The 23,697-nt window shown below is 31.0% G+C and carries 20 protein-coding genes, 2 tRNA genes, 1 pseudogene and 1 riboswitch; of the genes and pseudogenes, 18 read left to right on the top strand and 5 right to left on the bottom strand.

All coding sequences use genetic code 11. The features are described from left to right. The first annotated feature begins 765 nt into the window (after nucleotides 1-765). From JJE11_RS01900 to argH, 4 genes are all read left to right on the top strand, one after another. On the top strand, nucleotides 766-1,812 hold the full coding sequence (locus JJE11_RS01900) for a carbamoyl phosphate synthase small subunit (protein ID WP_291632556.1): 1,047 nt from the start codon (nucleotides 766-768) through the stop codon (nucleotides 1,810-1,812). A 97-nt stretch (nucleotides 1,813-1,909) separates the two neighbouring features. Beyond that, the gene (gene carB / locus JJE11_RS01895; RefSeq protein WP_291632555.1) at nucleotides 1,910-5,116 is read left to right on the top strand and encodes a carbamoyl-phosphate synthase large subunit; all 3,207 of its coding nucleotides are present in this window, start codon (nucleotides 1,910-1,912) and stop codon (nucleotides 5,114-5,116) included. 450 nt (nucleotides 5,117-5,566) lie between these two features. Beyond that, nucleotides 5,567-6,769 carry an argininosuccinate synthase gene (locus JJE11_RS01890; RefSeq protein ID WP_291632554.1) on the top strand — a complete coding sequence of 401 codons (1,203 nt, stop codon included), beginning with the start codon at nucleotides 5,567-5,569 and terminating at the stop codon, nucleotides 6,767-6,769. Nucleotides 6,770-6,810: 41 nt separating this feature from the next. Then, nucleotides 6,811-8,124: an argininosuccinate lyase gene (gene argH / locus JJE11_RS01885; RefSeq protein WP_291632553.1), complete on the top strand. Its 1,314-nt coding sequence runs from the start codon at nucleotides 6,811-6,813 to the stop codon at nucleotides 8,122-8,124. Nucleotides 8,125-8,200: 76 nt separating this feature from the next. On the opposite strand, the gene JJE11_RS01880 is transcribed toward argH, so the two are convergent. Beyond that, nucleotides 8,201-9,211, bottom strand: coding sequence for a patatin-like phospholipase family protein (locus tag JJE11_RS01880; protein ID WP_291632552.1), 1,011 nt, complete (start codon nucleotides 9,209-9,211; stop codon nucleotides 8,201-8,203). A 129-nt stretch (nucleotides 9,212-9,340) separates the two neighbouring features. Here JJE11_RS01880 and JJE11_RS01875 point away from each other — a divergent pair, with 129 nt between their 5' ends. From JJE11_RS01875 to JJE11_RS01830, 10 genes and pseudogenes are all read left to right on the top strand, one after another. After that, a complete protein-coding gene (locus JJE11_RS01875) occupies nucleotides 9,341-9,640 on the top strand; it encodes a hypothetical protein (protein ID WP_291632551.1) in 300 nt (99 codons plus the stop codon). A gap of 88 nt (nucleotides 9,641-9,728) precedes the next feature. Beyond that, a riboswitch (TPP riboswitch) is annotated at nucleotides 9,729-9,837 on the top strand. Between the two features lie 129 nt (nucleotides 9,838-9,966). Next, a complete protein-coding gene (locus JJE11_RS01870; protein ID WP_291632550.1) occupies nucleotides 9,967-10,257 on the top strand; it encodes an MTH1187 family thiamine-binding protein in 291 nt (96 codons plus the stop codon). Further along, a complete protein-coding gene (locus tag JJE11_RS01865; protein ID WP_291632549.1) occupies nucleotides 10,229-11,005 on the top strand; it encodes an ABC transporter permease in 777 nt (258 codons plus the stop codon). Before JJE11_RS01870 ends, JJE11_RS01865 begins: the two co-directional genes overlap by 29 nt. 39 nt (nucleotides 11,006-11,044) lie before the next feature. Then, nucleotides 11,045-12,049, top strand: coding sequence for an ABC transporter substrate-binding protein (locus tag JJE11_RS01860; RefSeq protein WP_291632548.1), 1,005 nt, complete (start codon nucleotides 11,045-11,047; stop codon nucleotides 12,047-12,049). After that, nucleotides 12,030-12,785 carry an ABC transporter ATP-binding protein gene (locus tag JJE11_RS01855; RefSeq protein ID WP_291632547.1) on the top strand — a complete coding sequence of 252 codons (756 nt, stop codon included), beginning with the start codon at nucleotides 12,030-12,032 and terminating at the stop codon, nucleotides 12,783-12,785. The genes JJE11_RS01860 and JJE11_RS01855 overlap by 20 nt, the downstream gene beginning before the upstream one ends. A gap of 205 nt (nucleotides 12,786-12,990) precedes the next feature. Then, nucleotides 12,991-13,173, top strand: a complete 183-nt coding sequence (locus JJE11_RS01850; protein ID WP_291632546.1) for an alpha/beta-type small acid-soluble spore protein — start codon at nucleotides 12,991-12,993, stop codon at nucleotides 13,171-13,173. A 160-nt stretch (nucleotides 13,174-13,333) separates the two neighbouring features. Beyond that, nucleotides 13,334-13,408, top strand: a tRNA-Glu gene (locus JJE11_RS01845). Between the two features lie 188 nt (nucleotides 13,409-13,596). Then, nucleotides 13,597-13,947: pseudogene (locus JJE11_RS01840) on the top strand (cupin domain-containing protein). A 119-nt stretch (nucleotides 13,948-14,066) separates the two neighbouring features. Next, on the top strand, nucleotides 14,067-14,438 hold the full coding sequence (locus tag JJE11_RS01835; protein WP_291632545.1) for a DUF3795 domain-containing protein: 372 nt from the start codon (nucleotides 14,067-14,069) through the stop codon (nucleotides 14,436-14,438). Nucleotides 14,439-14,516: 78 nt separating this feature from the next. Then, entirely contained in the window at nucleotides 14,517-14,804 is a 288-nt protein-coding gene (locus JJE11_RS01830) for a YciI family protein (RefSeq protein ID WP_291632544.1), read from the top strand. A 402-nt stretch (nucleotides 14,805-15,206) separates the two neighbouring features. Here JJE11_RS01830 and JJE11_RS01825 read toward each other — a convergent pair whose 3' ends face one another. The 3 genes from JJE11_RS01825 to JJE11_RS01815 are packed head-to-tail and all read right to left on the bottom strand — an operon-like array spanning nucleotide 15,207 to nucleotide 16,317. After that, nucleotides 15,207-15,788 (bottom strand): manganese catalase family protein, encoded by a 582-nt coding sequence (locus JJE11_RS01825; protein ID WP_291632543.1) that lies wholly within the window; start codon nucleotides 15,786-15,788, stop codon nucleotides 15,207-15,209. A 3-nt stretch (nucleotides 15,789-15,791) separates the two neighbouring features. Next, entirely contained in the window at nucleotides 15,792-16,070 is a 279-nt protein-coding gene (locus JJE11_RS01820) for a spore coat protein CotJB (protein WP_291632542.1), read from the bottom strand. Then, a complete protein-coding gene (locus tag JJE11_RS01815; RefSeq protein WP_291632541.1) occupies nucleotides 16,060-16,317 on the bottom strand; it encodes a spore coat associated protein CotJA in 258 nt (85 codons plus the stop codon). The genes JJE11_RS01820 and JJE11_RS01815 overlap by 11 nt, the downstream gene beginning before the upstream one ends. 301 nt (nucleotides 16,318-16,618) lie before the next feature. On the opposite strand from JJE11_RS01815, the gene JJE11_RS01810 reads away from it, so the two are divergent. From JJE11_RS01810 to JJE11_RS01795, 4 genes are all read left to right on the top strand, one after another. After that, nucleotides 16,619-17,392, top strand: coding sequence for an alpha/beta hydrolase (locus tag JJE11_RS01810; RefSeq protein ID WP_291632540.1), 774 nt, complete (start codon nucleotides 16,619-16,621; stop codon nucleotides 17,390-17,392). 186 nt (nucleotides 17,393-17,578) lie between these two features. Then, a tRNA-Gln gene (locus tag JJE11_RS01805) sits at nucleotides 17,579-17,653 on the top strand. 410 nt (nucleotides 17,654-18,063) lie between these two features. Continuing rightward, entirely contained in the window at nucleotides 18,064-21,336 is a 3,273-nt protein-coding gene (locus JJE11_RS01800) for a DEAD/DEAH box helicase (protein WP_291632539.1), read from the top strand. 229 nt (nucleotides 21,337-21,565) lie between these two features. Further along, complete coding sequence (locus tag JJE11_RS01795) at nucleotides 21,566-22,183, top strand: acetate uptake transporter (protein ID WP_291632538.1); 618 nt, start codon at nucleotides 21,566-21,568, stop codon at nucleotides 22,181-22,183. Between the two features lie 118 nt (nucleotides 22,184-22,301). Here JJE11_RS01795 and JJE11_RS01790 read toward each other — a convergent pair whose 3' ends face one another. Further along, complete coding sequence (locus tag JJE11_RS01790; RefSeq protein WP_291632537.1) at nucleotides 22,302-23,126, bottom strand: MBL fold metallo-hydrolase; 825 nt, start codon at nucleotides 23,124-23,126, stop codon at nucleotides 22,302-22,304. Between the last annotated feature and the right edge of the window lie 571 nt (nucleotides 23,127-23,697).

The following is a 23,697-nucleotide window of genomic DNA, read 5'->3' as shown; positions in this document are numbered from 1 at the left end:
TTCTTTCATATTTAAGTCAACCTTTCTGATTATGAACACCCCATTTATACATTCTTATGAGGTATATTCTACACTATATTTTTGTCTGTTTGGGACATAATCAAAAACGGTATACTAGGACATTATCATAAACGAATCATAAAATTATGGATTTATATATTTTTACATTGACAAACTTTAGAATTTAAATTAAAATAAATAGAAATGTGAGTAAAATAAAAGAAAAGTACACTTTTAAGTTAGTCCTGTGAGACTAGGAAGGAGTATAGATTATTATGGTATGTGTTTTTTGTTCTGTAAATTTTGAATTTAATATTATTAAATATAATACAGTTAATAATAGTCATAATAATACTGTAGATTTATTTTCTGTTTTGTTAATAAATGCGATTAATATAAGAAGGATGATAGAGAGATTATTTAATTAATCTCTCTATCATCCTTCTTTTTTTAGAAAAACATACCTTTATTATTAATAATTTTTGCTGAAAACGTGTAAAATAAATTAGTTTATCAAGTGTTTAGTTAGTTTGCAATGCATAATTATTAGATTAAATGAATAAATTTCTAAGAAAAAACATTGCATTATTATAAAAATTAATATATAATAAATAGAATTAGGCTAGTTAATATAAGGAAAATTGCTAAAAAATAATTAAAAAAAATATATGCAATAAAAATATACACTATGCATAAAAATGTATAAATATTCGAAAATGTCTTTTGATAATTAGAGAAAATATTGTTTTATAAGGAGGATTTAATATGAAAGGTAAACTAATTTTAGAGAATGGAATAATATTTGAAGGTAATTTATTTGGATATTTAGAGGAAAGCGTGGGGGAAGTGGTTTTTAATACAGGTATGACCGGATACCAAGAAGTTTTAACGGATCCTTCCTATTATGGGCAAATAGTAACTATGACATATCCACTCATTGGGAATTACGGAATTAATTTAGAAGATTCAGAGTCAAAATCGCCTAAGGTGAAAGGTTTCATCGTTAGAGAAAGATGCGAATATCCAAATAACTTTAGATGCGAAATGGACCTAGAGGGATATCTTAAGCAAAATAAAATAATAGGACTTGAAGGTATTGATACAAGAGCATTAACAAAAATACTTAGAAATAATGGTACTATGAAAGGGATTATTACTAGAGAGGAATTGTCGCAAATTGAAATTAATCAAAAGCTAGCGGATTTTAATAATACTGATGCAGTGATGGAGGTTACTACAAAAGAGTGCTACACAACTTACGGCAGTGGACAACATGTAGCTGTTATAGACTTTGGAATAAAACAAAACATATTGCGCTCTTTTATTAATAGAAATTGTAAAGTAACAGTATTCCCTGCAAGTGCAAAAGCGGAAGAAATATTAGGTATCAATCCTGATTTAATATTTTTATCAAATGGACCTGGTAATCCAGAGGATTTACAAGAGGCGATAAGAGAGTTGAAAATACTTATAGGTAAAAAGCCAATAGTTGGAATTTGTCTAGGACATCAACTTTTAGCATTAGCCCTTGGTGGGGAAACTGATAAACTTAAATTTGGTCATAGAGGGTGTAATCATCCAGTTAAAGATATAGAGGAAAATAAGGTTTATATTACAACGCAAAACCATGGATATTATGTAAGCGTGCTGCCGGAAGATATGAAGGTTACTCATGTAAGCGTAAATGATGGAACCATAGAAGGAATGAAACATAAAAATTTACCGATATATTCAGTACAGTTCCATCCAGAAGCTTGTCCAGGACCTAAGGATATAGATGCGATTTTTGATAAATTTCTCTCGGTGACATAGGAGACGAGTGGAGAACTGATAATTGAAAGTTTAAAACTTATAAAGTTTGGATTATATAAATATAATTTAATAAGATATAACATAGAGGAGGATTAATATGCCATTGGATAAAAGAATTAAAAAAGTACTAGTAATTGGATCAGGGCCGATAATAATAGGGCAAGCCGCCGAATTTGATTATTCCGGAACTCAAGCTTGTCAAGCATTGAAAGAAGAAGGTGTAGAAGTTGTACTTGTAAATAGTAACCCAGCAACAATAATGACAGATAAAGAGGTTGCAGACAAGGTTTATATAGAACCTTTAACTATAGAATATTTGGAAAAAGTTATTGAAAAGGAAAGGCCAGATAGTTTACTTGCCGGTATGGGAGGGCAAACTGGGCTTAATTTAGCGGTGGAACTATTTGATAATGGTATTTTAGAAAAATATAATGTAAGAGTAATTGGAACCTCCATAGAAGCTATAAAAAAAGGGGAAGATAGAGAGCTTTTTAGAAATCTTATGCAAGAGATTAATCAGCCGGTTGTAGAAAGTGCAATTGCTACAGATATAGTAGGCGGAGTAAGTTTTGCAAGTACGATAGGCTATCCTGTAATTGTAAGACCGGCATATACAATGGGAGGAAGCGGCGGTGGAATTGCTGAGTCTGAGGAGGAACTAGTTGAGATATTAGAACTAGGATTGCAATTAAGTTCCATTGGACAGGTTCTTTTAGAGAAGTCGATTAAAGGGTGGAAAGAGATAGAATATGAAGTTATGAGGGACGGCCTTGGTAATTGCATTTGCGTATGTAATATGGAAAACATAGATCCTGTAGGAATACATACCGGAGATAGCATTGTTGTAGCGCCAAGCCAGACTCTTTCTGATAAAGAATACCAAATGCTTAGAAGTGCATCAATAGATATTATAAATAGTGTAGGTATAGAAGGTGGCTGCAATGTTCAACTCGCTCTGAATCCTAAAAGCTTCGAGTACGCAGTTATAGAAATTAATCCAAGGGTAAGCAGATCCTCAGCGCTAGCTTCAAAGGCTACGGGATATCCAATTGCAAAAGTAGCTACAAAAATAGCACTGGGATATATGCTCGATGAGATAGAAAATGCTGTAACACAAAAAACATATGCTTGTTTTGAACCTTCGCTAGATTATGTGATAGTTAAAATTCCTAGGTGGCCTTTTGATAAATTTGAGGGAGCAAATAGAGTCCTAGGTACAAAGATGATGGCTACAGGCGAAATAATGTCAATTGGAAGTAATTTTGAAGCGGCACTATTGAAAGGAATTCGATCATTGGAGATCGGAAGATATTCATTGCAATATGATTCGCTTTCACAAAAAAGCTTAAACGAATTAAAGAAAAGAGTAATGGCACCTGATGATGAGAGAATATTCCATTTAGCTGAAATGCTCAGACGTGACTATAGGGTGGAAATGGTTTCAGAAATTACAGGGATAGATAAATTTTTTGTGAATAAAATTAAGTGGATAGTGGATGAAGAGGAAAAGATAAAAAAATCCACGGTGCAAGATATCAATAAAGATTGGCTACTTTTATTGAAGAAAAAAGGGTTTTCAGACAAGGGTATTGCGGATTTATTAAAGGTAAATCCAAATGTGATTTACGAACTAAGAAATACATGGAACATTAAACCTGTCTATAAGATGGTGGATACTTGCGCGGGAGAATTTGAAGCATTGTCACCATATTACTATTCAACTTACGATGAGTATGATGAGGTAGAGGTAAGTAATAAAAAGAAGGTTATGGTAATAGGATCTGGTCCTATTAGAATAGGGCAGGGTATTGAGTTTGATTACGCATCTGTTCACAGTGTAATTGCTCTTAGAAAGCTCGGAATTGAAACTATAATAGTAAATAATAACCCTGAAACAGTAAGTACAGACTTTGATATTTCAGACAAATTATATTTTGAACCGTTAACAGAGGAAGAAGTATTTAATATTATTGAAAAAGAAAATCCAGATGGAGTTATCCTTCAATTTGGAGGTCAAACTGCAATCAAGCTCGCTAAATTCTTAAAAGAAAAAAATGTATCTATATATGGAACTAAGCCAGAACAAATGGATGTAGCGGAGGATAGAGAAAAATTCGATGCACTACTAGAGAAGTTAAATATAAATAGACCAAAGGGAAAAGCGGTTTGGAATCTAAATGAGGGATTGCTTGAGGCTGAAAATATTGGGTATCCAGTCTTGGTTAGACCTTCATATGTATTAGGTGGACAGGGAATGGAAATAACTTATGCGCAAAAGGAATTAGAGCATTATTTAAAGAATGCATTTGAGAAAGATAAGAAAAATCCAGTATTAATAGATAGATATTTGTTAGGCAGGGAAATAGAAGTTGATGCTATTTGCGACGGCGTGGATATATTAATACCAGGTATTATGGAACATCTAGAGAGGGCGGGGGTCCATTCTGGAGATAGTATAACAATATACCCGAGTCAAAACATATCAGACGCTATAAAAGAAAAAATATTAGAATATACTAAAAAAATAGCTATAGGACTACAAGTGATAGGCATGATTAATATTCAATTTATAGAATTTAAAGATGAATTATATATAATAGAGGCTAATCCAAGAGCTAGCCGTACAGTTCCGTACATTAGTAAGGTAAGTAAGGTCCCAATTGTTGAGCTTGCAACAAGAGTTATGCTGGGAGAAAAGTTAGTGGATTTAGGGTATGGTAGTGGAGTTTACAAGGAGCCAAAATTAGTGTCAGTTAAGGTTCCTGTATTTTCAACTCAAAAACTTCAAGAGGTTGAGGTATGCCTTGGACCAGAAATGAGATCCACGGGAGAGGTTCTTGGAATGGGAAGAACTTTTGAAGAAGCTCTATATAAAGGGCTTGTAGCTTCGGGAATGAAGATCGAAAAGGAAAAAGGAGTTATCTTGGCAGCGATAAATCCACAGGATAACGAAGAGTTTTTGTATATAGCTAAAGCATTTAGTAAATTGAATTATGAATTTATGGCAACCCACGGTACAGCTAAGTTATTAAAAGAAAACGGAATTGATGCTTTAGAGGTTAAAAAAATTGCAAAAGGAACACCTAGTATCATTGATGTAATAAAGAGCAGGCAGGTTGACTTAGTAATAAATACTCCTACTAAAGGAAATGATTCAAAAACAGATGGCTTTAGAATTAGAAGAACAGCTATAGAATGTAATGTTGCAGTTATTACTTCATTAGATACTGCAAAGGCTGTAGTTGAGCTTATGAAAAAAAATATTATAAGTGCAAATTTAGAAGTATTCAATATTGCAGATTAATTGTTTTTTTTATAATATTAAACTATAAATGAAAGTGCCCTTAGCTAATTATTTAGCTAAGGGCACTTTCGAGTTTTATCTCATTTTTAAAATCATTTAATCTCAAAAGTGATTAAATACAATAGCAATAATATATTTTTTTATTGTTAAGAATGAGGAAAATCAATTAGTTTGGTAAGTATATATCGATTGTTGTGTATAAATATTATAAAAAGATGAATATAAATACAAAAAAGCATTGCATTATTATATAAAGTAATATATAATAAATAAAAAGAAGGTAGTTATATCAATGATAGAAGCTAAGAAACAAATAAGTAAAAGAAAAAAAGGAAATATCCAATATGCATAAAAATGTATAAATATTCACAAATAATCACAAATAATCATAAATAATCACAAATATAGTGCATTATAAAGATGTTATCCAAATTGAAAGGGGAAATTAAAATGAAAGAAAAAGTGGTTTTAGCATATTCAGGAGGACTAGATACTTCTATAATAATAAGTTGGCTTAAGGAAAACTATGATATGGATGTTGTAGCAGCTTGTATTAATGTTGGACAAGAAGACGATATGAAGGCAATTGAGAAAAAGGCTTTAAGTTCTGGTGCAGTAAAAATTTATATTGAGAATGTAACGGCTGAATTCATAAAAGATTATGTATTTAAGGGAGTTAAAGCAAATGCTACATATGAAGGAAAGTATTTATTAGGTACAGCTTTTGCAAGACCATTAATAGCTAAAAAACTTGTTGAAATTGCTCATAAAGAAGGAGCAAAATATATATGTCACGGATGTACTGGTAAAGGTAATGATCAAGTAAGATTTGAAGTTGGAATTGCAGCTATAGATCCTTCTATAAAGATTATTGCTCCTTGGAGAATTTGGGACATAAATTCAAGAGAAGATGCCATAGATTATGCTAATGAAAGAGGTATATCAACTTCAGTTACGAAAGACAAGATATATTCAGTCGATCAAAACTTATGGCATGCAAGTCATGAAGGCGGAGATATTGAAGATTTCAAAAATGATCATAAGAGAGAGATGTATCTTATGGTTACGCCTCCAGAAAAAGCTAAAGATGAACCTACTTATGTGGAAATATATTTTGAAAAGGGAATTGCAAAAAAAGTAGACGGCATAGAACTTGAGCCGATAGATATTGTTACTGTATTAAATAAACTTGGTGGAGAAAATGGAATAGGAATTGTAGATTTAGTAGAAAATAGACTTGTGGGAATGAAATCAAGAGGAATTTATGAAACACCAGGTGGTACTGTTCTTTATGCAGCTCATAAAGAGTTAGAGGAAATAACCATAGATAAAGATACACTTCACTTTAAATACCAAATATCACAAAAATATGGAGAACTTGTTTATGATGGACTTTGGTTTACTACTATGAGAGAATCCCTTGATGCATTTGTTGATAAGACTCAAGAAACAGTAACAGGTTCTGTTACATTAATGCTTTATAAAGGAAATATTATGGTATCAAGCAAAGAATCACCGAATGCACTATATGATGAGTCTATTTCTTCTTTTGGTGCAAGTGTGTTATATGATCATAAAGATGCAGAAGGATTTATTAATTTATTTTCATTGCCAAGTAAAATAAAAGCATACAAAAAATTAAATAACTATTAAGAGGAATTTCAAAATATACAAAAGGTAAAGCAGGTGATATTATGAAGCTTTGGGGTGGAAGATTTCTAGATAAAGAAAGCAAGCTTATGGAGGACTTTAACAGTTCTCTAAGCTTTGATAAAAGGTTATATTACGAGGACATTATGGGCAGCATAGCTCATGTTAAAATGCTTGCGAAATGCAGTATTTTAACTAGTAAAGAAAGTATAATTATAGTTGATGGTCTTAATTCTATTTTATCAGATATTCAAGAGGGTAAACTGAAAATTGAAGGCGACTATGAAGATATTCACAGTTTTATGGAAATACAACTTACAAAACTTGTAGGCGATGTAGGTAAAAAACTCCATACAGCAAGAAGTAGAAATGATCAGGTCGCAGTGGATATGAGATTATATTCCAAACATAAAGCTAGCGAAGTAATTGATAATTTGGATAGTATTTTAACTACTATTCAAAAATTAGGAAGTGACAATGCTGTTATAATGCCAGGTTATACACATATGCAAAGAGCTCAAGTGATAACCTTCAAACAACATATTATGGCATATCACAGTATGTTAAGTAGGGATAAGAAAAGAATCACTAGTGCTATCCAGATTATGGATGAAAATCCTCTTGGATGTTGTGCTCTTGCAGGAACAACCTATGATACAGATAGAGGTTTTACAACGAGAGAATTAGGATTTAAAAAACCTGTAGATAATTTTATGGATGGGGTAAGTGATAGAGATTATTTATTAGAACTTTTATCTGATTTTTCTATATTGATGATGCATTTTAGTAGATTAAGTGAGGAATTCATTTTATGGTCGACTAAAGAGTTTGATTTTATAGAAATCAGTGATGAATTCTCTACTGGCAGCAGTATAATGCCACAGAAAAGGAATCCAGATGCGGCAGAACTTATAAGAGGGAAAACTGGTAGAGTGTATGGAGATTTAATGAGCTTACTTACTACTATGAAAGGAATTCCACTGGCTTATAATAAAGATATGCAGGAAGATAAGGAACCCTTCTTTGATGCAGTTGACACAGTTTTAAAATGCTTAAAGGTTATGAATAGAATGTTAAGTACTTTAAAAATAAAAAAAGAAAACATGCATAGTGCAGTTAAAAGAGGTTTTTTAAATGCTACTGAAGCAGCTGATTATCTCGTAAATAAGGGAATGGCATTTAGAGATGCCCATGGAGTTATAGGATCCATAGTGTTACATTGTGAAAAAGAGCATAAAGCTATAGAAGATTTAAAATTAGAAGAACTTAAGGATTTTAGTGATTTATTTGATGGAGATGTATACGAATTTATAGATTATGAAAATACTTTAAGTAGAGGTATAAAAATAGAAATGTAAAGACCACTATAGGAGTGGTGAAATACACCTTTAAAAAACACGTAATAGGGACCTGTTACGTGTTTTTTAAATCTTGTTATTTAAAATAATTATCTCTGAACATTCGATGCTTTTTATAGTTAATTTCCCAACTTACAAGGAATTGCTTGGCACAAATTTCACCAGATCTATATAAATCCATAATTTTTTTATTAGAGATTGAAAAATCAGTGGTTTTAATATCAAGAGAATTAATCTTTACAGTACGCAAGTAATCCATTTCTTTTATATGAATATCATCCTGTGCCTCTAACATAGTTTCAATAATAGAACTAGTAAAATTTATGATATTTGTAATTTTATGTTCTCGTATTTTTTTATTTCCAGCAAGTTTAAAGCCAATGGTTGGGAAGCGGGGCATGCCATTTACATCAAAAATCCAAACTGGATAATTGCTTAAAACACCACCGTCAACAATGAAAGACTTTTTATTAGTAGTTACATCATATAAATTAACAGGTTGAAAGAAATAGGGTATAGATATGCTCATTCTTACTGCCAAACTTACTTGAAGTTCATCGGGATTTATCCCATAATCAACAATGTCTTCAGGTAGTATTAGCATCTTTCCACGGCTTATATCCGTAGCAATAATATGAAGTTTGTATTTTCTTTTATATTTGTTATCATTCAAAAGAATACCCGTTTCCTCCGGAATAATCAAATCGCCAAAGGTTATTTTTTTTCTGTTTGTATTCTCAAGTTTATTTGACAGAACTTCATCAACCCAGTTTTTCAAATAATCACCTTTAAAAATGCCTTTTTTAGAAAGCAAATTTCCCGTGCTAGATAATATAGGTATATTAAACTTATTTTTATCGGTTATTTTTGTGAAGTCTAGCTTGAGCATTAATTTTTTTATTTCTTCAGCTGAGAAGCCTACTGCTACTAGTGCGGCTACAATAGAGCCAGCAGAGGTCCCCGAAACGTTTTTCCATTGATACCCATTATCTTCAAATACTTTTAAGGCACCTACAAGACCAATGCCTTTGATTCCACCACCTTCAAATACTGCATCTGCGAATTTTGTTGTAGCATAAACACTCAAATATATCACCTCTTTATGAGTAATATATGAATAAACATACCTTCATGCCATATATTAAAAAAATATTCATTACACTTTGTTATAAAATACATATTATAAAATATAGCGATTTTTTAAATGGGGTATTATATGAAAAACATAGAAGATTACACGCCTTCTGAATTAGCTACTTTAGCAACAATAATAGGGATTGCAATTGCTTCTAAGTTTAATGTTAATCAACAAAATGTAGTAGCCAATTTTTTATTCAGCGTAGCACAGACTATTTTTATAATTGCAGCTCAAATTCAAAATCTAAAAGCACAGGAAGAAAGTCAAGTCTCAGGCAATGGAAACAATAATTCTAATGGCAATAATAAGGATTTACAAAAACAGATAGACGAACTTAAGGAATATATTAAAAAGTTTGAAGCTAATATGAACTCTTAAGAAAAACGCATTGAATAAAAGGTGCATTTTTTTATGGTTTGACAATACAAGAAACTTTAGGTAATATGTAGGTGGAATGTAATTAAATATTAAAAATTAGGGGAGTCAATATTTTTGTCTGAGAAGAAGCAGTTAAGTTTCGACCCTTATAACCTGAATTGGGTAATGCCAACGGAGGGAAAATATGATTTGTACTTAGTTTGAAAAAAGACTATATAAATGGTGCAAAGTTATACGATTCTAAAACCCTTCGTTCAATTATGAGCTAAGGGTTTATTTTATTTAAATAATTCATCACCATAGGTGATGAATAAGGAGGAATTAAAATGTCAGTTGTAAATGTAAGTCTTCAAGTTATACCAGTGGTGACAGAGGAAAGAATTTATCCTGTGGTAGACAAGGTTATAGAGTATATTCAAGCCAGTGGAGTGAAATATGAGGTGGGACCAATGGAAACTACTATGGAAGGTGAACTAGATGAGCTTTTAGATATAGTTAAAAAGGCTCAAGAAATTTGTGTAGAGCATGGAGCATCAAGGGTTGTTTCTATGGTGAAAATTGATTATAAAGCTGAAGGTGTGACCATGAATGAAAAAGTATATAAATATAGAAAATAAGCTTATTCCTATAGTTTTTCAATTATTAGTCCTTTTTATATGGCAGGTATCTATAGATATCTGGAAGGTTCCACAGTACATACTACCTTCACCAAAAGATATTATTATTACATTAGTTAAAATACTTCCCGATATCACAAGTCATATTTATGCAACTTTATATGAAGCCATGATTGGATTCATAATATCAATTTTATTTGCACTAATTTTAGCTATATTAATGGATAATGTGAAAATTATAAAAAAATGTTTATATCCAATTGTAGTAGTATCCCAAACTATTCCTATTATTGCCTTAGCACCACTTTTTATAATATGGTTTGGATTTGGAATATTACCTAAGATTATTGTGGTAGTACTAGTATGTTTTTTTCCTATACTTGTTAGTTTGATTGATGGTTTAGAATCAGTCGACATGGATATGATAAATCTTTTAAAGACTATGGGGGCTAGTAAGTTTCAAATTTTCACCATGGTGAAGCTACCATCCTCAACAGTGAACTTTTTTTCAGGCCTTAGAATAGCGGCAACCTATAGTATTATGGGGGCAATTATTGGAGAATGGCTTGGCGGTGATAAGGGTCTTGGGGTATATATGATTAGAGCTAAAAATTCATACGCGCTTGATAAAGTTTTTGCAGTAATTATAATTATCGTAGTACTAAGCATGGCACTGTTTGGGTTGTTGTATTTATTACAGTATTTACTCACCCCTTGGAGTAGAAATAAGAAAGATAAGAAAATCTAAATTTGTATACTAATTATTATTTTATTTGGAGGTAACATTATGCTAAAAAAAGCAATTTCATTATTATTAACAGTTTCAATGACTACGGTTTTATTTGTGGGTTGTACTACAAAAGACCAAGGTGTAAAAAAGGAAGAAGCCTTAAAAAAGGTTACAGTTATATTAGATTGGATACCAAACACCAATCATACTGGATTATACGTAGCAAAAGATAATGGATATTTTAAAGAAGAAGGACTTGATGTGGAGATTATTCAGCCAGCAGAAGGAAGTACTGCAACCTTAATTGCTACAGGCAAAGGAGATTTTGGTGTAAGCTATCAAGAAGATGTAACTTATGCAAGAACATCTAAAGATCCACTTCCAATAAAGGCTATAGCTACAATTATTCAACATAACACTTCTGGATTTGCGGCGCCTGTGGAAAAAAACATTAAATCTCCTAAAGATTTTGAAGGCAAAACATATGGTGGATGGGGTTCTCCTTCTGAAAATGCTATATTAGAAGCGCTTATGGAAAAAGATAATGCCGATTTTTCAAAATTAAAGATGGTGGATGCAGGAGCAGAAGATTTTTTCGCTGTAACTAAGAAATCTATTGATTTTGAATGGATATTTTATGGATGGACAGGAATAGAAGCTAAACTTAAGAATATTCCTATTGACTATATTGATATTGGTAAATTAAATCCAGATCTAGATTATTATACTCCAGTAATTATTGCTAATGAAAATAAATTAAAAGAGGATCCTGAAATGGCAAAGAAATTTTTAAAAGCTGTTACAAAAGGATATGAATATTGTATGGAAAAACCTGAGGAAAGTGCTAGAATTTTATTGAAAAATGCACCTGAGACAGATGAAGCTCTTGCCATAGCGAGTCAAAAATATTTAAAAGATCAGTATAAAGCTGAAGCTAATAGATGGGGTGAAATGAAAGAATCAGTTTGGAACAATTACACCAAATTTCTTTTAGATAGAAAGCTCATAGAAAAAGATATGAAGGCTAGTGAGGCATTCACAAATGAGTACTTACCAGAATAATAAGGAAAAATTAAGGATATCAAATATTAAAAAAAACTTTGGAACCATGAACATAATAAATGACGTTTCTTTTTATGCGAGTGAGAATGAATTTATAAGTTTACTCGGACCAAGTGGCAGTGGCAAAAGTACAATTTTCAATATTATATCAGGCCTTTTAATTCAAGATTCCGGTGATATTATAATCGATGGACAAGAATGCCACGGTAACAACGAAAAAGTAAGTTATATGCATCAAAAGGACTTGCTACTTCCCTGGAAAAATATTGTGGATAATACTACATTATCTCTTATTATAAAAGGGAAATCTAAAAAAGAGGCTAGGGCTCTGGCACTAAGCCACTTTAAAACTTTTGGACTTGAGGGCTTTGAATATAAATATCCATTTCAACTTTCAGGAGGTATGAAACAGAGAGCGGCATTACTTAGAACATACATGTCATCATCTGATATTATGCTTCTGGATGAGCCTTTTGGTGCACTTGATGCTATTACTAGAGCGAAGATGCACTACTGGCTTTTAGATGTGATAAAAGAACTAAAAGCTACAATAATATTTATAACCCATGATATTGAAGAAGCAATATTCTTATCAGATAGAATATATGTATTATCCGATAAACCTGCAACTATAAAAAAAGAAATAATTGTTGATTTACCTAAAAATAGAACTAAGGATATACTTACATCAGAAAAATTCATTGAAATAAAAAGAATTATTTTACAAACATTATAAGGCATATTCAAAAATGCCTAAGTCAAACGCCCAGCTTAGAAATAATTAAGTTGGGTGTTTTGTTTATATTGATTTTTAAAAAAGTATTATAATCCATAATACTTTTTTTGCCATGATTACCATCAGAACATTGTAATAAAACACATTAAATATGTACATTATATTATTACAACAAAATAAATTAACTCAAAGGAGGTCAAATATTATGTCATACAGAAGTTTAGTACCAGAAGCAAAAGCAGGATTAAACAAATTTAAAATGGAAACTGCAAATCAGTTAGGAGTAAGCTTTACAGACTATAATGGTGATTTGACATCAAGACAATGTGGTTCAGTTGGTGGAGAAATGGTTAAAAGAATGGTAGAACAATACGAAAAAAATTTATAATAATAGTAGATAGGGTGTGCAGTAGAGCTGTATTCCCTATTTTTTTATTTAACTAAGTAAAATCCGAATTTATAATAATTAATGGATTATCTATTTAGTATACCTATTTGACTTATACGATATAAAAGGATATACTATATCTCGTAGTGAAAAAATATAAGGCTCCTTGGTCAAGAGGTTAAGACACCACCCTCTCACGGTGGAATCAGGGGTTCAATTCCCCTAGGAGTCACCAAACGTTGAAATAGCAAGCTTTACAGAAATGTAAAGCTTGCTATTTTTCTTTTTCTAACACTCTTTTAACATATAAGCTTTATAGAGGTTTAGCTTTAGGCATTATTTTTTACCTGAATTTACAAATGTTGAAGGAAAAAGGTAGTTTTTGTTGAAATGAGTATAGATATAAATCTGGTACGACTTTACATTCTTATTATCCCTATAGGGAGTTTGTCTATAGAGTATTGGAGTCCGAAAATTTTAGGTGAGATCAATGAATCGTATGTGAAGGTTGCCAAACTAAAAGGTGAATTTCTATGGCATACTCATGAGAATGAAGATGAAATGTTTTATGTTATTAAAGGTATATTAGTTATTAAATTTAGGGACAAGAATGTTATTTTAAATTAAGGCGAACTGCTTGTTATTCCAAGGGGAATAGAACATATGCCCTTTGCTGAAGAAGAAGTACATGTAATGTTAATTGAAGCAAAAACAACGTTGAACACTGGAGAAGTAAGGAATGAAAGAACAGTAGATAAACTTGAGAAAATTTAATTCGGATTCTTCATAAGTTGAGTCATAACTGTAAAAAATTTCGACCTAACTATTAAAGTTTAAAATTCGAATAATGCTGGCTATTTCATTTTGGTCTGGAGAAGGTAAGGGGGATTATAATGGAACAATATGAAAAGTTATCTACTTGTGGCTTGTATTGTGGGGGTTGCAAAAACTACAAAGAAAATTACAATTGCATGGGATGTAGAAATGAAAAGGAGCTTGTTAATGACTGCCCTACTCGTGCATGTTGTATTAGTAAAGGGTTGCTTCACTGTGGAGAATGTGTAGATTTTCCATGTAGTGTGTTAAATGGTTTTTACAACGATGGTATGCGGCACCACGAATTGGCATGCAAAAACATGCTGAAAATCAAAAAAATAGGATTAGAAAAATGGCTTCTGGAGCAAGAAGAAGAGCATACTTGCAAATGTGGAAGAAAGAAAATATGGTTTGCCACAAAATGCACTGATGAGGATTGTCATATGTAAAATTAGTCTTATTACAACACAATATTATACTGTGTCTCAACTGTATAATATTGTACAATAAAGAGAGGGGAATTATGTATGAAAAAAGGAGAAAAACTATTTGTTAGAATTGATTATAAAAATTCAAATTCAAATTTAACGTCAGAAAATTTTGAGGAACATGCACAATATTTAAAGGCAATTGCTAGTGAAAGATACTTCCTAGGTGGAGGATTTAATAATGCTAAAGGTGGTATGGTTATATTTGAAGCTGAAGATATTAATGAAGCGAAAAAGATAACAGAAAAAGATCCATTAATACAAAAGGGTTTTTATAGATTTGAATTATATGAATGGGAATTACTTATTTTATCAGATAATAAGTAAAGAACTTCAACTTTATATTCATATAAAGAGTTACAAACTAAATAAATATATGGAGAGGCAACCATATGACCAGGATTCATATCAACAAGGTTATAATCAAGGTTATAATCAAGGTCATCAACATGGATATAACCAAGGATATAAACAAGGTTATTATTATGATATCTATAAAGAAAAATATCCACATTATAATTATTACCCAATTTTACATTAAGCTTTTGGTAGAGGTTAGAAATTATCTTCTGTAACTTTTGGTAAATTCACTTTAGAAAGTTTATCTACTACAGAGGAATACAACGTAAGAATGGATTTGTAAAAATAAGATCATTAAAATAAAAACATCCAATTTGTAGTATTGGATGTTTTTATTTATCTTAAATCGGTACCAGTTAATATAACCTATTACTTCATCGTGAATAGATGAGGTTCTTGTAAGTAATCTTGAACGATTCTAAGGCATTCACCAAATCTTTGATAATGAACGACTTCTCTTTCACGAAGAAACTTTAAGGGCTCTATTACATCGGGGTCATCGGCCATATTTATTAGATATTCGTAAGTTGCCCTTGCTTTTTGTTCTGCAGCTAAGTTTTCAGTAAGATCTACAATTGGATCTCCCTTTGATTGAAGATAAGAAGCATTAAAGGGAACACCAGAAGCACTTATAGGATATACTCCTCTACCATGGTCAACATAATACCCGGCCATGCCACCTTTTTCAATTTCTTCAAGAGTGGCATTTTTCATTAATTGTCTAACCATAGCACCAACCATTTCTAAATGAGCCAATTCTTCCGTACCAATATCATTACATGATGCTATAGCTTGGGGAGTAATCATGGAAAATCGCTGGCTTAGATATCTTAGTGAAGCACCTAATTCACCATCCGGTCCTCCATATTGAGTAATAATAATTTTTGCCATTTCAGGATTTGGAGTTTTAATTTTCACTGGATATTGTAAGAACTTATCATATGTCCACATAAATTACATACCCCCCTTTTCAAGTTTGAAATTAGCATCAGTTTCCCAAGGCCACGGATCATTTATCCATTGCCATGGGTAAGGGCTCGGAGAGTTATTTTCTGACAACAGTCCGTAATTCATCTCATATATTCCCTTTAATCCTTTAGATTCCATTACATAGAAGTTATACTTTGCAAGGGCCTCTTTGTCCATTGGATGAGTATTAAGATACAAAGCTATGTCTTTTTTCATAAATTCTAGGGCAACAACTTGCTTTAAGAGTTCTGTTTTACTCTTCATAAGTACTCCCCTTTTTAATTGATTCTAATGGTCTTCTTTTTTTGTCTTCCCCATCATAAGGACTATAAAGCTCAGGAAAAACAGTTCCTTTTTTAAGCGCTTCAAGAGGCGAGAAAAGTGTGCAAAGTTTTTGGTAAGGAACGTACGCTGCAGCTAATCTAACATTTTTTATTTCAGTTTCTTGTGGGATACAGTTACTCTTTGTTGAATATTTTGTAGTTTTTTTTCTAGATTCATTCTGTTCCAATTTAAGCCTCCATAAAATTGTTGGGTACGTATTATTATATTCAATTGTTTAAAATAGTGATTATAATTTTAAATTTCATCTATACGTTGACAATTAATAACATGATATCAGGCTAACTAAGAATAGCGACTCTATTTTAACATTTCTTAATTATGGTAAATATCAAGTTTATATTCTATTAGTAGTGAGTGTTTTTTGATAAACTAGAGATACTATTTATAAAGAGGTGAATTTTAGTGAGGATCTGGCTTAAGAAAATTAAGTTAATAATTAATGCAAAATAGTTATTTGTTTAAAAAAGGTGAAGAATAATCCTAAATACAATACAATCATTATACTTACTGGGTCAGGAACTCATGCGTCGAACTACTATCTATTTGCAAAGCAGTTTAAGGAAACTGAAGTTATTATAATTAATACACCAGGACATGGATTCAGAAAATCTTTAACCGAGGGAGAAGCTTTAACCAATGGAAATGAATTGGTTAATTTTCAGGTAAATGTGATTAAACAATTAATTAAAGAAAATTATTGTTCTTATAAAATTACATTGCTTGGTTATTCACTTGGAGGAATGACTTTATTAAATATTGTTAATAGAAAGCTATTAGATGCGAATATAGACCTTTGCGTGTTAATTTCAAGTGCTAGATTCACCAGGCATGATAAAGAAGTTGTTAAAGGGTTATACAATAAAGAAACTAAAACATTTAATATAAAATCATTATTGGAGAAGAATGGCACATGTAGGACGCCTTGGTATATTAATTGTATAAATCCAAATTGGATATCTGTTTTATCTAGTTCTTGCTACTCTGATTTTTTGCAGTGTGATAGCATGAATGAAATTTCTAAAGATGAAATAATGCTAGAAAATAACAAGAATATTGTTGCACTTCTAGGAGAAAATGATTTTTTTTTCAGTGAAGCAGAAGTGATTAAAACAATTAATTGTTTTAACAAGAGAACCTTTATTTCACTAAAGGATTATGGACATTTATTTCTATTAGAAAGGCCTGTTAATGCAGGAAAACTTGTATTTAAAGCTATAAAAAAAGCCGTTTTATTGGAGTAGGGGATATAAGATAAATTTATAGATTGTGGACTTTAAGATGCAAAAAAGATCAACTAGCTTTGAAGGATGGAAATATGCTTGCAAAAGTGGGCGCATATATGTTATAGTAGACAACAGAAAGATGTAAAAAACATTTTATAGACTTAAGGGTTCAATTCACCTAGGAGTCACAATTTATTTTTTTATTGGGGTGTAGCCAAGTGGTAAGGCACTAGACTCTGACTCTGGCATTCGCAGGTTCGAATCCTTCCACCCCAGCCAGTTTTTTAAAAACAAATATAATAAGTGAAATTTTACTATACTAGATAATAACCCCAACATAAATTTTTATTTATGTTGGGGTTATCTTTTTATATGCACTAGGTTTTAATGTTACTTTTGAAGAAAAAAGTTTATTTCTAACAAAATGCCTGGAACTAGAATAAAAAGAGGCCAAAAGGTAGAAAAACTAAAAAAGTCAATGTTATATATTTGATTAGCCAGAATATTCTAGCACACTCATTTAATTTTGAGTGTGTTTTTTTAATAGTATATTTTGAATTTATTTAGCTTGAAAATACGTTATAAGTTTGAAGCTTGTAGGAAATAAGTGTGAGTATAGTATATAATGGTAGTAAAGGTGAATAATTATAAGATGCTAGGAAAAGAAAAAACTCGATGGGGTGAAATTTTTGATTGAAATTAATGAAGATATTATACGGCGAAATACAGATATAGGTACGTATAAAATGGGAAGAGAGTATTATTTAAATAATAAGGTTAAGGATATAGATGTAGAAATAAAAGATCGAGAAGCCTATACGGAAATTAATGTGATCTCTAATGTAGAGTCTTCGAGTTTTACACAATATAAAGTAGATGTAAGCTTTGATAACATTGATTTTTTCATGAATTATAATTGCGATTGTAATAAGTATGGTTTTGGGTATTATGGGAAGAGAAATATGTGTAAACATGTAGTGGCTACATTATTAAAGCTTTTTCATGAAAAAGAACAAATTATTAAAGTGAAAAAAATGGCTAAAACAAACAACTTAATTAAACAAATAACTAAAAACATAAGCAATGCACCAAGGGTAAAATTATATCTGAACATAGAAATAAAATATGAGCATGAGTCTAATGGTGATAACGGGAAATCATTTGTGAGTCTTAAGGTTGGAGAGGATAAACTTTATGTAGTTAAAAACATAAAAGAATTTTTTAATTGCTATAATAAAAGTTTCGAGCCTATGGAGTTTGGAAAAAAATTTACATATAATCCTTATTTGCATTCATTTAAAGAAGAAGACTTAAATATAATAGAACTTTTTAAAGAAGCATCTGAACTTCAGGTTGTAGCGGGAGCTGCAGATACATATAGGGGGAATGCAGTAAGGTTTTTGTCTGGCAAAAAAGCATATTTTACTGATAGCATGGCTAAAAGATTATTTAAGTGTTTATATAAAAGGGATCTAACTGTGGTTATAAAAGGCGAGACTTTTACTAATGTACATATAGTGCGAGAATCCATGCCACTAGAGTTCCAGATAAATAGAGAAAATAATAAATTTATCCTTCAGCAAAATAAGCATTTACCTACTGCACTAAGTAGAGATGGTGAATTCTTTTTTTATTTAGGTGAAATATATGAATTGCCAATTGTTCAAAAGAATGCATATTTGCCTTTTTATAATAGGTTTAAAGAAGAAAAAAATAACTTCATAGAATTTTATGACGAAGAGAAAAATGATGTAGCGTCATTTGTACTTCCAACTTTAAACAAGATAAGTGATAAAGTTAATATAGATCCATCCTTAGAAAATGAATTTTATATAAAAGAGCTCAAAGCTATTGTTTATTTTGAAAAAAAGTCTGAGAATGTTGAGGTACGTATAACTTTTAAGTATGGAGATATTGATATAAATCCTTTTAATAGTAAGGAGAACAAAGCACAAGAGGGAAGAGCACTTATAAGAGACATGGATAAGGAAATGAATATAATAAATCAATTTCATGAATTTGGATTTGTTAATACAAGTAAAGGGTTTGAAATTAGAGATGAAGAAAAACTTTTAGAGTTTTTAGTTTCAGGACTAGAAAAGCTTAAGCAAACTGCTGAGGTATATTATTCTGAAGAATTTAATAAAATGAAGGTACACGGAAACTCTGGATATAAGTCAAATATAACACTTAATAAGGATGATCTTTTAGAATTCAGTTTTAGTATTGAGGGAGTAGATAATATTGAACTTAGCAATATATTTGGAGCCTTAAGAGAAAAAAGAAAGTATCATAGGCTCAAAAATGGAAGTTTTGTATTATTAGATTCAAGTAATATATTAAAGATATCTCAAATGATAGAGTATCTAAATATAAAGGATAAAGATATTGCAAAGAATAAAATTATACTATCTAAGTATAATGCTATATACATAGAAGAAAAATTAAGACGAGAACAGATGGATTTTGTGGATACAAATAAAAAGTTTAGAGACTTAGTCGATACCGCACTTAATATAAAAGAAATCAAAGCAATAGTTCCTAAAACTTTAGAAAATATAATGAGAGATTATCAAAAGGTCGGATTTAAGTGGTTGAAAACTCTTGCAGGATGTGGATTTGGAGGAATACTTGCTGATGAGATGGGGCTTGGTAAAACACTTCAAGCAATTGCACTTATTCAAGCGGAAATTGAAGAAAATGATAACAAACAACCAACCTTGGTAGTATGCCCTACATCAGTTGTATACAACTGGAAGGATGAAATAGAAAAATTTGCACCTGTCCTAAATTGTATAGTAATATCTGGGAGCAAAAATAGTAGAGATGAACAAAAACAAAATATTAATGACGCCGATGTAGTTATTACATCCTACGCACTTATTAGGCGCGACCTTGATGACTATAATAAAATAAAATTTAGATACTGTTTTTTGGATGAGGCGCAGTTTATAAAGAATTTTAATTCAATAAATGCACAATCTGTAAAAAGTATAAATGCCCAGTGTAAATTCGCACTTACAGGGACCCCTATTGAAAATTCTCTTACGGAACTTTGGTCAATTTTTGACTTTATAATGCCGGGTTATATGTTAAACCATAGCGCTTTTTCTAAAAAATATGAAGCACCAATTGTGAAAGATGGAAGCAAGAAAGCGCTTCAAGAATTAAATAATCATGTAAAACCATTTATACTTAGGCGGACTAAGATTGAGGTTGCAAAGGATTTGCCAGCTAAAATAGAACATAGGATTTCAGTAGAAATGACAGATGAACAAAAGAAGGTATATTTAGCCTACTTACTGGAGGCTAAAGGAGAACTAGAAGAAGATATTGAGGAGAAAGGGTTCAATAAAAGTAAGTTTAAAGTATTATCAATTTTAACAAGGCTAAGACAGATATGCTGTGATCCATCTACTTTCATTGAAAATTATAATGGAGGAAGTGGCAAAATGGATGCTCTGGATGAAATCTTAGAAAACAGTTTAGAAGAAGGCCACAGGATATTAATATTTTCTCAATTTACACGAGTGCTAAAGAATATTTCAAATATGCTTGAGACTAAAGGTATAAACTATATGTATCTAGATGGTTCAACTAAGTCAGAAAAAAGAGTGGAAATGGTGAAAGCCTTCAATGATGGAGAATCGCAGGTATTCTTAATTTCTTTAAAAGCAGGAGGTACGGGTATAAACCTTACAGGTGCAGATATGGTAATACATTTTGATCCTTGGTGGAACCCCGCTGTAGAAGCTCAAGCTACAGATAGAGCTCATAGAATTGGTCAAAAGAAAACAGTTGAGGTGATAAAATTAATAGCTAGAGGAACTATAGAGGAAAAAATATTTAAACTCCAACAAAAGAAAAAAGAAATTTCACAAAGTGTTATAAATGATGAAACAGGAGCGGAATTATTGCTATCACAAATGAGTCGACATGAAATTGAAGATTTATTTGTCTAGATAAAACAGGCATAGGCTTATTTTAGGTCTATCGCCTGTTTTTATTTTGTTTAGAATTTTATAATTTTAATAGTAGATATTGCATAAAAACATGCAATATAATACAGAATACTACAAAACGTTTGACAATGTGATTGTTTTCTGTTATTTTTTTATAGGAATTATTATTTTAAGAAGAATAAAAATTAATGAATGTTACAACACTCAGAGAAAAACAAGGGGGTCATTTATGATTACAAATGAGACACAAAATGTAAAAATAACAAATGCAGATCCATCAGCTTTAGGACTATTCGGGCTTGCCATGGTGACGCTTGTGGCATCTTCCCAGAAACTTGGGCTAACGGAAGGCACATCATTTATACTTCCATGGGCTATATTCTTAGGTGGATTTGCTCAACTATTTGCATGTATCAATGATTCAAAACGTAACAATGTTTTTGGAACCACAGCTTTTGGTGGATTTGCATTCTTTTGGATGGCTGTTGGAGCTTCATGGTTAATTAAAGCAGGTGTATTTGGCCAAGAATTAGCGTCAACTGTAGATCCAAAGCAATTAGGCTTTGCTTATGTAGGATACCTAATCTTTACATTGTTTATGACTATAGGAGCTACAGAAACTCACAAGGTGTTATTTGCAATTTTTGTACTAATTGATTTTCTATTTATAGGATTATCGCTTACTACTTTTGGAATTATGCCTGAATTTTCACATGGACTCGCAGCATATTCTGAATTGTTAATTTCATTAGTTTCTTTTTATGGTTCTGCTGCTGCAGTTTTAAATCCTCATTTTGGAAGAGTATTTTTACCAGTGGGAAAACCTTTTGGTATATTTAAAAAATAATTTACTTGAATGACATTAAGAAGAAAAGCTTCTATAAAGCGTACCAAATAGTATAAATATTTTCTTGCGTAAAAAAAGTATATATAATATATACTTTTTTCTTTTTTTGTTTATAAACTTATAATTTTACAGTTTGACCGATATCGATAATTTTTATGCTCCCATCATTTATTTTTTTTAAAGTATCACAGGTAACCTCATCTTCATCCTGGGATAAAATATAGGTTTTGTAATGAATTGGAATCATAATTTTAGATTTTGTCATTTTAAACATTTTAAAGCTTTGCTCAGGAGTACAATGCATTTCCTGAAACTCATCAGGTTTGTAGCAACCTACAGGCATGATAGCTACATCTGCCATTAAATCTTTATATATATCAGTATAAGCAGTATCTCCAGCAAAAAAAATTTTTTTTGAATTCCTTTCAATTATATAGGAATTACTATCAGTCTTACTGCCCCAAGGATAACGTCTTCCATCATGATTTGCTTTTAAAGCCTTTATTTTTATGTGAGTGTCACTATAAACTTCATCATGGGTTAGAATAATTACATTTTTAAATCCTAAAATTTTTAATGGAATGCTTAAATTTTTAGGAGCGATAACTATAGCACTCTTATTTATTTTTATTAGAGTGGTGTAATTCATATGATCCATATGACCATGGGATAGTAGTATGTAATCCATATTAATGGAGGCTAAATTTAATGAAGGTTTAACTAATCGTTTTAGTTGGCCAAGATTTATACTGGTAACGGGGTCAGTTACCAGTACCTTTTCATCTAAATTAATCACTACGGTCGCATGGCCAACCCAATGGATAGAATTTGTTACTACAGGCTCATATAATGGAGTAAGAATAGGCTTAAAGTATGACTTAAAGTTTCTACGATGTAATTCATACATATATCCAAATATTTTAGTGAATCTAATAAAGTTCATTTTATACCTCTTAATTTATAATATATTTATTCGATAGTAAATTTTACAAATAATTTTTATTTATAAGATAATTATACCATAACATGCGACATTTTATACAATGTAAGGAGAGAACAAAACATAATCTAAATACTTTTATAGATGTAATAAATTTGGGGAGGGTGCATCATAATTAATTTTTCATTAACGCTTGGATTAACAGCTATAAATGTAGCTGTAACAAGATTCTTGGTATGAAGAAAAATCATCTGCATAAATGTTAAATTGAATAATATGTAAACTGGATAAAATCACTATATTGTATAGCTACACTGTAGTGATTTTATTTTAGCTCTAGAAAAGGTTAATGAATTTTCACAAATTTAAGAATCAAATAATCATACCAAAATGGAATATATACGTTGTCCATAGTTATATAAAAATTCTGAGGTGCGCTATTTTATATTGAGGGAAAGAAAAGTTGTATAATAATTTTAATTACGCAGCCTCAGTAATCATAAACCCCCTCTGACTATAATAATATTCATAATTAATCATAAAGGTGATTATAGTTTTTCAGTATTTTCGGTAG

The sequence above is a fragment of the Clostridium sp. genome, from assembly GCF_016650095.1.
In the GTDB taxonomy this organism is placed as follows: Bacteria; Bacillota; Clostridia; order Clostridiales; family Clostridiaceae; genus Clostridium_AD.
Note: the sequence above shows the minus strand (reverse complement) of the source record. Positions and strands in the feature narration are given on the sequence as shown.